This is a genomic window from Gracilibacillus alcaliphilus, from assembly GCF_016909015.1.
Taxonomy (GTDB): Bacteria; Bacillota; Bacilli; order Bacillales; family Amphibacillaceae; genus Gracilibacillus; species Gracilibacillus alcaliphilus.
Map to the genome: position 1 here is coordinate 1 of NZ_JAFBFA010000023.1, position 13,646 is coordinate 13,646.

Annotated in this window: 16 protein-coding genes; 15 read left to right on the forward strand and 1 reads right to left on the reverse strand. The window is 39.6% G+C overall.

What is annotated here, in order from left to right; all coding sequences use genetic code 11:
* Positions 1 to 269: 269 nt before the first annotated feature.
* The 13 genes from JOD18_RS15460 to rsmI all read left to right on the forward strand — a co-directional run bounded on the left by JOD18_RS15460 (position 270) and on the right by rsmI (position 9,390).
* Complete coding sequence (locus tag JOD18_RS15460) at positions 270 to 944, forward strand: sigma factor-like helix-turn-helix DNA-binding protein (protein WP_204670033.1); 675 nt, start codon at positions 270 to 272, stop codon at positions 942 to 944.
* Positions 945 to 973: 29 nt separating this feature from the next.
* On the forward strand, positions 974 to 1,546 hold the full coding sequence (gene clpP / locus JOD18_RS15465) for an ATP-dependent Clp endopeptidase proteolytic subunit ClpP (protein WP_204670034.1): 573 nt from the start codon (positions 974 to 976) through the stop codon (positions 1,544 to 1,546).
* A 260-nt stretch (positions 1,547 to 1,806) separates the two neighbouring features.
* On the forward strand, positions 1,807 to 1,998 hold the full coding sequence (locus tag JOD18_RS15470) for a sigma factor G inhibitor Gin (protein WP_204670035.1): 192 nt from the start codon (positions 1,807 to 1,809) through the stop codon (positions 1,996 to 1,998).
* Positions 1,999 to 2,238: 240 nt separating this feature from the next.
* Positions 2,239 to 3,672, forward strand: coding sequence for an aminotransferase class I/II-fold pyridoxal phosphate-dependent enzyme (locus JOD18_RS15475; protein WP_204670036.1), 1,434 nt, complete (start codon positions 2,239 to 2,241; stop codon positions 3,670 to 3,672).
* A gap of 2 nt (positions 3,673 to 3,674) precedes the next feature.
* Positions 3,675 to 4,292, forward strand: a complete 618-nt coding sequence (gene tmk, locus JOD18_RS15480; protein WP_338029554.1) for a dTMP kinase — start codon at positions 3,675 to 3,677, stop codon at positions 4,290 to 4,292.
* 17 nt (positions 4,293 to 4,309) lie between these two features.
* Complete coding sequence (locus JOD18_RS15485) at positions 4,310 to 4,639, forward strand: cyclic-di-AMP receptor (RefSeq protein ID WP_204670038.1); 330 nt, start codon at positions 4,310 to 4,312, stop codon at positions 4,637 to 4,639.
* 35 nt (positions 4,640 to 4,674) lie between these two features.
* Positions 4,675 to 5,115: a YaaR family protein gene (locus tag JOD18_RS15490; protein WP_204670039.1), complete on the forward strand. Its 441-nt coding sequence runs from the start codon at positions 4,675 to 4,677 to the stop codon at positions 5,113 to 5,115.
* 143 nt (positions 5,116 to 5,258) lie between these two features.
* Positions 5,259 to 6,248 carry a DNA polymerase III subunit delta' gene (gene holB / locus JOD18_RS15495; RefSeq protein WP_204670040.1) on the forward strand — a complete coding sequence of 330 codons (990 nt, stop codon included), beginning with the start codon at positions 5,259 to 5,261 and terminating at the stop codon, positions 6,246 to 6,248.
* Positions 6,249 to 6,253: 5 nt separating this feature from the next.
* Positions 6,254 to 7,081, forward strand: coding sequence for a PSP1 domain-containing protein (locus tag JOD18_RS15500; RefSeq protein WP_204670041.1), 828 nt, complete (start codon positions 6,254 to 6,256; stop codon positions 7,079 to 7,081).
* A 51-nt stretch (positions 7,082 to 7,132) separates the two neighbouring features.
* Entirely contained in the window at positions 7,133 to 7,441 is a 309-nt protein-coding gene (yabA, locus tag JOD18_RS15505; RefSeq protein ID WP_239588170.1) for a DNA replication initiation control protein YabA, read from the forward strand.
* Positions 7,442 to 7,519: 78 nt separating this feature from the next.
* A complete protein-coding gene (locus JOD18_RS15510; RefSeq protein ID WP_204670043.1) occupies positions 7,520 to 8,263 on the forward strand; it encodes a tRNA1(Val) (adenine(37)-N6)-methyltransferase in 744 nt (247 codons plus the stop codon).
* A complete protein-coding gene (locus JOD18_RS15515; protein ID WP_204670044.1) occupies positions 8,250 to 8,552 on the forward strand; it encodes a GIY-YIG nuclease family protein in 303 nt (100 codons plus the stop codon). Before JOD18_RS15510 ends, JOD18_RS15515 begins: the two co-directional genes overlap by 14 nt.
* The gene (gene rsmI / locus JOD18_RS15520) at positions 8,524 to 9,390 is read left to right on the forward strand and encodes a 16S rRNA (cytidine(1402)-2'-O)-methyltransferase (protein WP_204670045.1); all 867 of its coding nucleotides are present in this window, start codon (positions 8,524 to 8,526) and stop codon (positions 9,388 to 9,390) included. The genes JOD18_RS15515 and rsmI overlap by 29 nt, the downstream gene beginning before the upstream one ends.
* A 392-nt stretch (positions 9,391 to 9,782) precedes the next feature.
* Here rsmI and JOD18_RS15525 read toward each other — a convergent pair whose 3' ends face one another.
* Complete coding sequence (locus tag JOD18_RS15525) at positions 9,783 to 10,058, reverse strand: AbrB/MazE/SpoVT family DNA-binding domain-containing protein (protein WP_204670046.1); 276 nt, start codon at positions 10,056 to 10,058, stop codon at positions 9,783 to 9,785.
* Between the two features lie 733 nt (positions 10,059 to 10,791).
* Between JOD18_RS15525 and metG the strand changes: the two genes are divergently transcribed.
* Positions 10,792 to 12,741: a methionine--tRNA ligase gene (gene metG, locus JOD18_RS15530; RefSeq protein WP_204670047.1), complete on the forward strand. Its 1,950-nt coding sequence runs from the start codon at positions 10,792 to 10,794 to the stop codon at positions 12,739 to 12,741.
* 75 nt (positions 12,742 to 12,816) lie between these two features.
* Positions 12,817 to 13,587, forward strand: coding sequence for a TatD family hydrolase (locus tag JOD18_RS15535; protein ID WP_204670048.1), 771 nt, complete (start codon positions 12,817 to 12,819; stop codon positions 13,585 to 13,587).
* Positions 13,588 to 13,646 lie beyond the last annotated feature (59 nt).

A 13,646-nucleotide genomic window follows, 5' to 3' on the forward strand; every position in this document is an offset into this window, starting at 1 on the left:
CTTCAGCGCTCATGGTAGTTGGGTTTACCCCTGCGAGAGTAGGACGTTGCCAGGCACTTACAAAAACTCCTTAGTACATACACTAAGGAGTTTTTGTTGTATCGTAAAAAGGGACTTTTTTGATTAATTGTTTGAGGGAGGAATGTTTTTCATCAACCATGCGTATAGCGTGTATAATGAAGAAAAGAGTAAAAAAATTTCTTTGCCCATATCTTTTTACAGCATATAATCGTTTCTATTATAGAGAAGCGTGAAAAGGAGTGATTGGTATGTGCGCTAGGCCTAGCACAAATCGAAAGAAAGAAGATACCGTATTAATGGCGATTTATCATCCGCTTTCATATTACTGTTTTTTTCTGACGCAAGACAAGTGGGATGGTGAAGAATTAATACAGGAAACCTTAAGTAAAGCCTTCGTCAATTATGGCGCCCCTAATACCTGGAATGTTAGCTTACTGAAGAAAATAGCTTACCATACTTGGATTGACCAGAAGCGGAAAAAAAGAGAAGAAACAGAACAATTAGTGGAACAGGGATATGAACTAAACAGTAATTATGAAGAAGTAGAAGCACTTGCAGAGCAGTTGTTATCAAAGATGACAGTTAAGCAATTAGTCGTCTTTTTACTGAAGGATGTTTTTCAATATCAAATAACGGAAATTGCTGAGAACTGTGGAATGACTGAGATGGCAGTGAAAGCCATGTTGAGCAGAGCCAGAAACCATCTCGATAATAGAGAAGACATTGATTCATCTGATCAGCTTCCATTATTAGAAGAACCGGCAGACCAACTCATCTCCGTTGTTATTCAAGTGATTCAAGCCAATGATCCCACCCAATTGATTCAATTGATTCCAGAATGGTTTAGGGGAGATCAACCAACATTACGTTTGTATCATTCCACACATCGTCCTTCTTCTTACGCTCTCTTGATGACGGCATAGGGAACTTTGCCTTTTAAAGGAGGATGTACATGAACACAGTACCATATGTAATTGAACAATCAGATCGTGGGGAGCGGTCTTATGATATCTTTTCTCGGCTATTAAAGGATCGGATTATTATGGTTAGTGATGAAATAAACGACCAGATGGCGAACACTATTGTCGCACAGTTGCTATTTCTTGCTGCTGAAGATGAGGAAAAAGATATCTCCATCTATATTAACAGTCCAGGTGGTTCTACCTCTGCAGGCTTTGCCATTCTTGATACCATGCAATATATTAAGCCGGACGTCTGCACCATTTGTACAGGATTAGCAGCGTCATTCGGGGCAATGTTATTATTAACGGGAACGAAAGGTAAACGTTTTGCCCTGCCAAACAGTGAGATTATGCTGCACCAGCCACTAGGCGGAGCGCGTGGTCAGGCGACAGAAATAGATATTTCTGCTAAAAGAATTATAAAGCTGAGAGAAAAAATTAATCAAATGATTGCTCATCATTCCGGTCAATCCGTTGAAAAAGTAAAACAAGATACAGATCGTGATTATTTTTTAACGGCAGAAGAGGCGAAGGAATATGGCTTAATTGACAAAATCATCTAATTCAATGAAAAAAGATTTACCGCTTATATAGGGTAAGTCTTTTTTTACCGTAGAGAAGTATAGAAGTTTATAGGTAATACGAAGGTTTTCGTTATAAAAACTTGGCGATAAGCCTTCGTTTTTCTAATAGTAAACAACACACAACCGATGGACTTGATAGGCTGCGTTCTATTTTTTCACGTGAAACAATTTAAAAAAATCTATTATTCTTTGTATAATTATTAGTAGATTGATTACACTAGCTAATGGAGGTGTGATCAATGAATCATCATAAAACACATTATAGATGCGGTGTATGTGATCAACGAAAGAGTAATGGTATCTTTTTGTATCAAATGTATCTTTGTCAAGAGTGTGAACAAGAGATTCTTGCTATTCATCCGCATGACGATCATTATCAATTCTATGTAAAGAAATTACGTGCTATTAATCAATCAACCCATACTATATAATAGAGTCACTATCAGAGGTTATTCAAAACTAATATGTCTTGACTTCAGGCAGCACTATAAATGATACGTTCAGATATTCTGGATGTAGCAGACGTCGCTCTTGGGGATGGGCAGAAATACGCTAGTATCTTCTTGCTTTTTCAAAAACGGTGTGAATATGAACCAAGTGCAATCACTAAGTCAGGCTTTTTGAGCAACCTCTCTAAGTGTTTTATCCACTGTACTAGAAAGGGTATATATATGTTAAATAAGCAAAAACAAGCACCGCTTTATGAAGCTGTAAGAACATTTATTGAAAGAGACCCTATCTCTTTTCATGTTCCTGGTCATAAACATGGTCAGGTATTTTCACAACAGGCTAAAGCTGAACTGCAATCCATGCTAAAATGGGATCTAACAGAATTAAATGGACTAGATGATTTGCATGCACCAGAAGGGGCTATTGCGGCTGCACAGCAATTAGCAGCGGACTGGTTTCAGTCTAAACAGAGTTATTTTTTAATTAATGGCAGCACAGTTGGTAATCTGGCAATGATTTTAGCTGCCTGCCAAGCTGGTGATCAGGTATTTGTACAACGAAATTGCCATAAATCTATCTTACATGGAATGGAATTGGCAGGTGTGCAGCCGATTTTTTTACCGCCTGCTTATGATTTCGAGAAACAAAGGTATACAGCACCCTCAACCAATATGATGAAACAAGCCCTGAATGACTATCCAGAGATAAAGGCGATGATTTTAACCTATCCCGATTATTTTGGTGATATATTTCCTTTAAAAGTGCTGATTGAGACAGCTCATGCCAACGATATCACCGTCCTGATTGATGAGGCGCATGGCTGTCATTTTTCCCTTCCTTTTGTTCCAGTTCCATCGGCCGGGGAATTGGGAGCAGACATAGTGGTGCAGTCTGCTCATAAAATGACACCATCCTTAACGATGTCAGCCTTTCTCCATGTGTATACGGATCGAGTACCGATGAAAAAGGTCAGTTATTATTTGCAGATGCTGCAATCCAGCAGTCCTTCCTATCCCTTAATGGTTAGCTTAGATTTGGCACGCTGCTATTTGGCAAACTATACAAGTACACAATATCAAACAGCCCTTGACTACATAGCAGCGGTTCGCAGCAATTTGGAAGCGGCGCCGTATTGGGATATCGAAACAAATGATGACCCATTCAAATTAACGCTGCGTATCAAGGAACACCTTCGAAGCAGTGATGTTCAGGCACTTTTTGAAGAAGAATATATTTATTTTGAATTAAGCACAGATCGGCACCTACTGTTTATATTTGGTTTAGAGCCAACTTTTCCTTTAGACGGTCTGCAAAAGAAGCTAGAGAGAATCAAGCATAGATTAAAAGGGTTAAAACATGCTAAAATAGAAGTAAGTCATTTATTTTTTCAAGATCGAATTGCACCCTTGGCGTTATCTTATCATCATATGCAAGCCCTAGATGTTAAATGGTGTACGTGGGAGGAAGCAGCGGGACAAATAGCAGCAGAAGCGATTATTCCCTATCCGCCAGGTATTCCCTTGATTGCAAAAGGAGAGCGAATCGAAGCAGCAACCATAAAAAAAATCAAGCAGTTATTCCAGTTGAATATCGGTTTTCAACCAAGTCATCGACAGGAAGGAATCTATATATTTGATATGCCAGAAGGAGAATGAATGTGTTTATAACATTTGAAGGTGGAGAAGGAGCCGGTAAAACGACTATTTTAAAGCGATTGGCTCAACGCTTAACGGAGGAGGGTTACCAAGTACTTGCTACAAGAGAACCTGGTGGGATTCCGATAGCAGAAAGTATTCGTGATGTAATCTTGGATACGAAAAATACGATGATGGATGCGCGGACAGAGGCTTTGCTGTATGCGGCAGCCCGTCGTCAGCATCTAGTAGAAAAAGTAAAGCCGGCGTTAGAAGCAGGCAAGGTCGTGTTATGTGACCGTTTTGTAGACTCTAGTCTGGCCTATCAAGGTGCAGCTCGGGGACTGGGAGTTGAAGAGGTATTTCAAATTAATCAATTTGCTATTCAGAATCATATGCCTGATTTGACTTTGTTTTTTGATATTGATCCAGAAGCCGGCTTACAGCGAGTCATGACCAATAAAGAACGGGAACAGAATCGACTCGATTTAGAGTCTCTGGCTTTTCATCAGCAAGTATATGAGGCTTACCAGCAATTACTTCAGGAATTTCCAAATCGCATCGAGAGAATTGATGCAAAATTTGATATAATAAAAGTAGAGGAACAAGCATATAACAAAATTAAAGCACATCTAACCTAAATAAGGGAGAGATTGAAGTGAAATTAATATTGGCTGTAGTGCAGGATAAGGACAGTAATCGCCTGATTGACGCACTAGGAGAACACCAGTATAAAACGACCAAACTATCTTCAACAGGCGGGTTTCTAAAGGAAGGTAATACGACGTTAATGATTGGCTGTGAGGATAAGTTCGTTGACCAGGCATTGGAAATTATTCAAGATAACTGCAGCAAGCGGGAACAGCTGGTTTCTCCTGTATCGCCAATGGGAGGCAATGCAGATTCTTATATTCCGCGGCCTATCAATGTGGAAGTAGGCGGAGCTACTGTATTTGTAGTACCAGTGGAATCTTTTCAACAGTTCTAAAAGAGGTTATTCAAAAAGGCAGGTTGGGATACATTATGAAAATTACCCAAGACATACGAACGCAATTAGATGCACTGCATAAAAAGGATACACAGACACGGGCTGCAGGTCAGCGTTTTGATACGGTGGTGAAACAACAATCGACGCAGATGCAGCAGGCACAGCTGCACAAGCTAATGTCCGACTTGACTGCCCAAGGCCAAAAACTCGCTCGCTTTCGTTCCTTCCGCGACCTTGCCTCTTACAAGCGATTAGTAAAAAAATTTGTAAAAGAAGCCATTGACTATGGTATGTCATTGAAGCAATCGCATAGCTTTACGCTGGAAGGGGACAGCCGTCAGTTAACAATTGTTGAAGAAGTGGATGAGAAACTATTAGATTTAACAGAAATGATAATGGATCAGGAGAAGAATACCATCCAAATCTTAGATTTAATTGGAGAAATTAAAGGGCTTCTCGTTAATTTATATACATGATAGGAAGGTGGATGGATGGTTCTTGTCCGTCCACCTTGTCTATCTGGGGAAAGGTGACCTCCATTGGTATTATGGATGGTTCATCTCGTGATAAATTTATTTATATTTGAACACATATTCTACACAAGGAAGTAGGCTATACCATGGAGATTCATTGGTCCAATATACTGGAAACACAGCCCATTGTTAGTAAAATGGTGATGAATAGTATTCAGAAAAATCGTATTTCACATGCATATTTATTTACTGGTGATAAAGGCACAGGCAAGTTGACGTTAGCACAATTATTTGCGATGAGTATTTTTTGTCAGAAGCGGACGTCTGGAGAACCTTGTTATCAGTGCCGTGATTGTAAACGAATTAAGAGCGGTAATCACCCTGATTTACATATGATTTATCCAGACGGCGCCAGTATAAAAAAAGAACAGATTCTCCATTTACAGAAGGAATTTACGTACACAGGACTTGAATCTAATAAGAAAGTATACATTATTTCACAAGCCGATAAAATGACCGATAACGCCTCTAACCGGCTGTTAAAATTTTTAGAAGAGCCAAGTCAGCAAACGACAGCAATTTTGTTAACGGAGAACAGTCAGTCCATCTTATCCACGATACGGTCAAGATGTCAGATTCTTTCCTTTAAACCCTTGCAGCCAAAACAACTGGAAGAGAAGCTTCAAGAAGAGGGGCTTTCATTAGCAAATGCCCGTCTGCTGACAGCGGTGACGAATAATTGGAATGAAGCAATGGAGAAGAGTAAGGATACTTGGTTTGCACAGGCACGAAAATTAGTGGTACAATTAGTAGACATGCTTCAGCATAATCCAAATGAAGTGCCGATTTTTGTGCACACTCAGTGGATGCCTCATTTTAAAGAACGAATCCAATTGCAAGAAGGACTCGATCTATTATTGTTTTGGTTTAGAGATATTGTGCATTACCATTTAGATGAGACTTCTGAATTGGTATTTGTACAGCATCGTGAGAAAATAGAAGATGCTAGTATGGCTTGGTCGATAATACATGCGGCAGATTATTTACAGCATATCATGCATGCCAAGCGTAAGTTAGAACAGAATGTGCATCCGCAATTAGTAGTGGAGCAGCTAACGCTTCAAATACAGAGGTGAAATAATTGGTAGAAGTAATTGGTGTCCGCTTTAAGAAAGCGGGTAAAATATATTATTTTGATCCAGACGAGACCACGATTTTAACCAATGAATATGTTATCGTGGAGACAGTCAGAGGAATAGAATTTGGGAAAGTTGTTGTATCCAATAAGCAGGTAGACGAGGAAGATGTTGTCCTGCCATTGAAGAAGGTCATCCGCATTGCCAATGATAAGGATAAACTGGTTGTGGTAGAGAATCGAGATATCGCAGAAGAAGCTTATCAAACTTGTCAGCAGAAAATCAAAGAACACGAACTGGAAATGAATCTCGTTGATGTGGAGTATACGTTTGATCGAAACAAGGTTATTTTCTACTTTACGGCAGATGGACGGGTAGATTTCCGTAATTTGGTGAAGGACTTGGCCTCTGTTTTTAAAACACGAATTGAATTACGCCAAATTGGGGTACGTGATGAAGCGAAATTGCTGGGCGGTATTGGACCGTGCGGCCGAATGCTTTGCTGCTCTACTTTCTTAGGCGATTTTGAGCCTGTTTCAATTAAAATGGCAAAGGACCAGAATTTGTCCTTAAACCCGTCCAAGATTTCGGGGTTATGCGGCCGTTTAATGTGTTGTCTAAAGTATGAGAATGATGATTATGAAACAGCTAAGAAAGAGCTGCCTGATCTGGGAGAAGAGATCAAGACGGCATATGGACATGGAAAAGTAGTTGGACTAAACATCCTAGAGCGTCTGATTCAAATCGAAATCCCTGAGAAAGAACGAGTAGTAGAATATACATTAGATGAATTGATAGATGAAGGAGTTATCAGTACCCAGGGCACAGAATAATGGGGTGGAAGAGACGTGAAGAAAAAGGAATTATTTGAACAAGTATCTGATATGGAAGAACAAATCGGTGAATTATACCAGCAATTAGGTGACTTGAAACAGCATTTAGGTGAAATGTTAGAAGAGAATCACCGTCTAGAAATGGAAAATCATCACCTTAGACAACGTTTAGACCATGAAACGGAAGCCCAAGAGAGTGAAGAGCAAGGTAATGAAGGTGAAACAGGTATTGGAGAAGGGTATGATAATCTGGCAAGACTCTATGAGGAAGGTTTCCATATCTGTAATGTCCACTTCGGAAGCCCAAGACAGGACGGCGATTGTCTTTTCTGTTTACTATTCTTAAACAAAACAAAATAATGAGATGAGGCAGGCTGACAGCAGGATAGAGATGTCAGCCTTTTGTCTGATATACCATAAGAAACAAGGAGTAAGCTTATGCAACTAAAAGATGATGAACGCTTGGATGATTTAGTAGTGGATCAGTCGATGCAAATTATTCAGAGCCCTACTGTTTTTGCTTTTTCTACAGATGCCGTATTACTAAGCGAATTTGCTTCTGTTCCCAAAAAGCGAGGAAAAATATTAGATCTATGTACAGGAAATGCCGTTATACCTTTATTATTAGCACGGAAAACAATCTTGCCAATTACAGGAGTGGAGATTCAAGAACGATTATATGATATGGCATGCCGCAGTGTGGAGTTAAATGATCTCCAATCGCAAATTCAGATCATCCATGGTGATTTAAAAGAGATGCCTGCTCATTTTAAAAATAATAAATTTGATTTAGTGACCGTAAACCCACCATATTTCCCTACGGCGAATATCCATCATCTTAATAACAATGATTTTTTAACAATAGCCAGGCATGAGGTCTTCTGTTCATTAGAGGATGTAATTGCCGCCTCTAGCAAGCTTGTTAAATCTGGCGGGAAGTTAGCGATGGTACATCGCCCTTCACGCTTTGTCGATATCATTACTTTGTTGCGTCAGTATAAAATAGAGCCGAAACGGGTTCAATTTGTTTATCCCAAGATGGGAAGAGAGGCCAATATCCTTTTGATTGAAGGGATTAGAGATGGCAAGCCTGATCTGCGTATGTTGCCGCCGCTCTATTTATTGGATGAACACGGCCATTATCTGAAAGAGTTAGAAGGGATCATGTATGAAAGAAACTAATCAGCATGTGGTGTATATATTGAAATGCAAAGATCACACCTTATATACAGGCTATACCAATAACATTAAGCGCCGCTTGGCTATGCATGAACAAGGTAAGGGTGCGAAGTATACCCGAGGCAGATCCCCGTTTGAATTACAATTTATGCAGTCCTGCTGTACGAAGTCTGAGGCCTTGCAGCTTGAAGCCAAGATAAAGAAGCTGACTCGCAAACAAAAGGATCAATTGATTAGAGAGCATAAAGAAGGGTATGGTACAGATGCAAATCCAGAAGAGCTATCAAAATGAGAACAGGGGCATACTATATATTGTGCCGACACCAATTGGCAACTTAGAAGATATTACTTATCGTGCTTTACGGATCTTAACCGAGGCGGACGTCGTTTTGGCCGAGGATACACGAAACACAGGGAAACTGTTACATCATTTTGAGTTGAAAAAGAAAATGATAAGTTACCATGAACATAATAAGGTATCCAGACAGGCTCAGATTATCACAATGCTACAGGAAGGGCAGAAACTGGCTTTAGTTAGTGATGCCGGTATGCCGGGAATATCGGATCCAGGGTACGAGATGATTCAAGCCGCTATTCAACAGGATATACATATAGTGGTCTTGCCTGGTGCCAATGCTGCTATAACTGCTTTGGTCGGCTCAGGATTACCAACAGATACCTTCTTTTTTTATGGCTTTTTGCCAAGAAAGGCAAAGGATCGCGAACTAGCATTTGATGATTTAGCAAAACTGGATACCACGTTTATTCTATATGAATCTCCACATCGAATCGAACAGACAATGCAGGATTTGGCAGAACGTTATGGCAATCGACAGGCTGCCTTAGTGAGGGAATTAACCAAGAAGTATGAAGAATATATTCGCGGTACTTTGCCGGAAATAGTGAAATGGCTCTCAGAACATCCCATTAAAGGGGAGTGCTGTATTGTGGTAGAAGGAAGGGAAGAACAGCAGGGAGAAATATGGTGGACAGATTTAACCTTGAAGGAACACGTTGAACAAATTATGGATAAAGAAGGCTGTTCAAGCAAAGCAGCGATTAAACAGGCTGCCCAAGATCGCCAGCTGCCAAAGCGTGACGTGTATAGCGCTTTTCATCTGGAAGAATGAAGACATTATCTATCCATTTTACAAAAAATGGGTGTGGTAGCTGTGCAGATGAATCGGTTTTTGTTATACTTATATATGAATGTGAAACCAAAATCAGGAAGTGGATAAGTTCCGCCAAATGCCTCGTTTCGAGAAAGCAGCTTTTATTTTTCTGGTGGAACTGATTTTATAGTGAGGAAAAACGCGACCATGGACATGATCGCGTTTTAATTATATGGATAGAACAGACAATATCAGCAAGTGCCGCAACAAAATGATTTTGCCGATAATTTACTGTATGATGATGATTCATCCCAGTCATGTTGGTGCGCCATTCAGTTGCCAAGTTCTGCTGTATTGTCCCCTGTTTAAGCTACAGCTATATAAAAATTTTTTGTCAGGTTAATCTTGGATTAGCTAAGTTTTTTTTGAATTTCGTCAATAAGTTGTTTTGCGCCTTCTGGGCTAAGGATAAGTTTACCATCAGCTAGTGTAAAGTTATCATCAGAAATGTCACCAGTAATTTGACAAGTCATATTAGGTTTATATTTTTGTAAGATGATGCGCTCGTCGTCTACGTAAATTTCAAGAGCGTCTTTTTCTTCAATTCCTAGTGTACGACGTAGTTCGATAGGAATTACAACACGACCAAGTTCATCTACTTTTCTTACAATACCTGTTGATTTCATTTATTTCTCTCCCCTTTGATAAATTTTCGGCATTATTCGACACCTACAGCGTAATAATACCATTAGTTCCCAGTAATGTCAAACGGTTTTTGTATTATTTTTCAATATTTCTAAAAAAAGTAGGTGAATAAAGGGTTTTCAAGGTTATTTTTTCAAAAAATTAAATAAAATAAACAATTTTTCAAATAAAATTCGACAAAATATCATCGTTTTTTCGAAATACAAAGGAGAAAAAACAACAGAAAATCTTGTTATGTAAGGCTTAAAAAGAATAATTTATAAAAATAAATATAAATAATGTGGTTTATGTTATAATGTTCAGGGAAAAAATGCTTTAATAGGTTGTTCAGAAAGCCCAATAAAAATGACACATCGAATTTCTGCGTTGACAATAGGGGAACTTCTACTAAGGTCGTCCGCATCGTGTGGACAACGCAGAAGTCAACCCATCCTGTGCAAGTCCGCTACTCACGTATGAAAAGCATACGCTCCGTGTCATAGCTGCGTCGCCTTAAACTTTCGACGTACAGGATGTGCTAGTATCGGTGTTGCAATACGATGTTGCGAACTTAACTTTTTTATCGAACTTTTTGAACGCGCACTTTAATAATGGAATTTTGTTAGAAAAATCGCTACAATAAAAGCAGACTGCTTATAAAAAAAGAAAATATAAACGGAAGAGCATCTTAGATAATTCATTTTCTGATGGAGAATAGAAATAAGGAGGTAAAACATGTCTCAGCAAAAGAAAACTTTCTATATTACAACACCAATATATTATCCTAGTGGTAATTTACATATTGGCCATGCCTACAGTACGGTGGCTGGAGATGCCATGGCACGTTATAAAAGGCTGCGCGGCTATGATGTACATTATTTAACAGGAACTGATGAACACGGACAGAAGATCCAAAAAAAGGCCGATGAAGCAGGCATCACACCTCAGGCATATGTCGACAATATCGTGAGCGGCATTAAAGAATTATGGCAAAAGCTCGATATTTCTTATGATGATTATATTCGCACCACAGAAGACCGCCATAAGAAAGTGGTAGAGAAAATTTTTGCACGTCTTGTCGAACAAGGAGATATTTATTTAGATGAATATGAAGGTCATTACTGTACTTCTTGTGAGTCTTTCTTTACCGAACGACAATTAGTCGATGGCCACTGCCCGGATTGTGGCGGACCGGTTGAATTTGTAAAGGAAGAATCTTATTTCTTTAAAATGAGTAAATACGCCGATCGTTTATTGGCGTTTTATGAAGAAAATCCGGACTTTATTCAGCCTGAGAGCCGCAAGAATGAGATGATTAATAATTTTATTAAGCCAGGTTTAGAGGATTTGGCTGTTTCTCGGACCTCATTTGACTGGGGAATTAAAGTTCCTGGTAATCCGAAGCATGTTATCTATGTCTGGATCGATGCCTTGACAAACTATATTACAGCATTGGGCTACGGGACCGATGACGATTCCCTTTATCAAAAGTTTTGGCCGGCAGATGTCCATTTAATGAGTAAGGAAATTGTTCGTTTCCATACGATTTATTGGCCAATTATTCTGATGGCATTAGATCTGCCATTGCCGAAAAAGGTATTTGCCCATGGCTGGATTTTGATGAAGGATGGTAAAATGTCGAAATCGAAAGGGAATGTTGTAAATCCAACTGATTTAACAGACCGCTATGGTTTAGACGCTTTGCGATATTATTTATTACGTGAAGTACCGTTCGGTTCAGACGGTGTCTTTACGCCAGAAGCATTTGTGGATCGTACCAATTATGATTTAGCCAATGACTTAGGTAACTTATTAAATCGTACAGTTGCGATGATTGATAAATACTTTGATGGAGAGATTCCAGCATTTCGTGCAGCTGAGGACAACTTTGATCAACAGCTGGAGGCCTTAGCAAAAGAAACGATCGAAAATGTCGAAGAATCCTTAGATAATATGGGCTTTTCGATCGCCTTAACCCAGATTTGGAAGTATGTAAGTCGAACCAACAAGTATATTGATGAAACAGAACCTTGGGTATTGGCAAAAGACGATAGCAAAAAGGAACGTTTGGGTAATGTGATGGCACATTTGGCTGACAGTCTGCGTCGCATTGCGATTCTATTACGTCCGTTCTTAACACAAACGCCATACCGTATCTTTGACCAGTTAGGTATACAAGTTGAGGCATTACACACATGGGAAAGCCTGGCTGAATTTGGTGTGATAGAAGCAGGTACAAAAGTAACTAAAAAAGACCCTATTTTCCCTCGTTTAGATGTGGAAAAAGAAGTACAAGAGATCAAGGATTTAATGACACCGCCAGCGCCTGAACCTTCAGAAGAGGAGCAGGAAACAAAAGAAGAAATTACCTATGATCAATTTATGACGGTTGATTTACGTGTCGCTGAAGTGTTACACGCAGAAAAAATGAAAAAAGCCGATAAATTATTACGTCTTCAATTAGATCTTGGTACAGAGAAGCGTCAAGTTATTTCAGGTATTGCCGAATACTATACACCAGAATCACTTATTGGTAAGAAGGTCATCTGTGTCACAAACTTAAAACCAGTGAAACTGCGTGGAGAGTTATCAGAGGGCATGATCTTGTCAGGCGAGGATAAAGACGGTTCCTTATCATTAGCAACAGTTGCAGGCGATCTGCCAAATGGTTCCGTCGTGCGATAGATAACAAATAAGAGAAACGCTTATCTGAATATAGGATAAGCGTTTCTCTTACCCTATAGAGGAGGTTCCTACCCAATGTTATTTGATACACATGTTCATTTAAATGTTTCTCATTTTGATGAGGACCGTGAAGAAGTACTGGCACGTGCCGAACAGGCAGGTGTGAAATACATGGTAGTGGTTGGATTTGATCATGAAACGATCCCAAAGGCAATAGAAATGGCTGAGCAGCATAATCATATTTATGCTGCAGTGGGGTGGCACCCAGTAGATGCCATTGATATGACAGCTAAGGAATTGGCTTGGTTAGAAGAGCTTTCTAACCATCCAAAGGTGGTGGCACTGGGTGAGATGGGATTGGATTATCACTGGGATAAGTCACCGAAGGACATACAGAAAGAAGTGTTTCGGAAGCAAATTCGACTCGCGAAGAAAGTAAAGTTACCGATTATTATTCATAATCGTGAAGCCACCGAAGATATCGTGGAGATATTGCAGGAAGAGGATGCCAAAGAGGTAGGCGGTATCATGCATTGTTACAATGACTCGGTTGAGTATGTGGACAGCTGTTTAGAGATGAATTTTTATATATCATTAGGCGGACCAGTTACATTTAAGAATGCCAACTTACCGAAAGAAGTAGCCAAGTATGTCCCCGCTGATCGTTTGCTAATCGAAACGGATTGTCCATTTCTGGCACCGCATCCTAAGCGTGGTAAACGGAATGAACCAGCCTATGTGCAGCTTATTGCCGAGCAAATAGCTGCATTACGTGATATAAGCTATGACGAATTGAGCCAGCAAACAACAAAAAACGCCAAGCGGCTTTTCCAAATTCAGGACTAATACAAGCCTTTCTCTCTTGCATGTGTTGACCTGCAGATCAGAAAAGGTCAAGGAGAATA

Bases quoted from the DNA above. Each gene is read 5' to 3' on its own strand.
- metG (WP_204670047.1), top strand. From the start codon at position 10,792: ATGTCTCAGCAAAAGAAAACTTTCTATATTACAACACCAATATATTAT.
- JOD18_RS15525 (WP_204670046.1), bottom strand. From the start codon at position 10,058: ATGAAATCAACAGGTATTGTAAGAAAAGTAGATGAACTTGGTCGTGTT.
- JOD18_RS15490 (WP_204670039.1), top strand. From the start codon at position 4,675: ATGAAAATTACCCAAGACATACGAACGCAATTAGATGCACTGCATAAA.
- clpP (WP_204670034.1), top strand. From the start codon at position 974: ATGAACACAGTACCATATGTAATTGAACAATCAGATCGTGGGGAGCGG.
- JOD18_RS15460 (WP_204670033.1), top strand. From the start codon at position 270: ATGTGCGCTAGGCCTAGCACAAATCGAAAGAAAGAAGATACCGTATTA.
- JOD18_RS15470 (WP_204670035.1), top strand. From the start codon at position 1,807: ATGAATCATCATAAAACACATTATAGATGCGGTGTATGTGATCAACGA.
- JOD18_RS15515 (WP_204670044.1), top strand. From the start codon at position 8,250: ATGAAAGAAACTAATCAGCATGTGGTGTATATATTGAAATGCAAAGAT.
- holB (WP_204670040.1), top strand. From the start codon at position 5,259: ATGGAGATTCATTGGTCCAATATACTGGAAACACAGCCCATTGTTAGT.
- JOD18_RS15475 (WP_204670036.1), top strand. From the start codon at position 2,239: ATGTTAAATAAGCAAAAACAAGCACCGCTTTATGAAGCTGTAAGAACA.
- JOD18_RS15535 (WP_204670048.1), top strand. From the start codon at position 12,817: ATGTTATTTGATACACATGTTCATTTAAATGTTTCTCATTTTGATGAG.
- rsmI (WP_204670045.1), top strand. From the start codon at position 8,524: ATGCAAATCCAGAAGAGCTATCAAAATGAGAACAGGGGCATACTATAT.
- JOD18_RS15510 (WP_204670043.1), top strand. From the start codon at position 7,520: ATGCAACTAAAAGATGATGAACGCTTGGATGATTTAGTAGTGGATCAG.
- yabA (WP_239588170.1), top strand. From the start codon at position 7,133: ATGGAAGAACAAATCGGTGAATTATACCAGCAATTAGGTGACTTGAAA.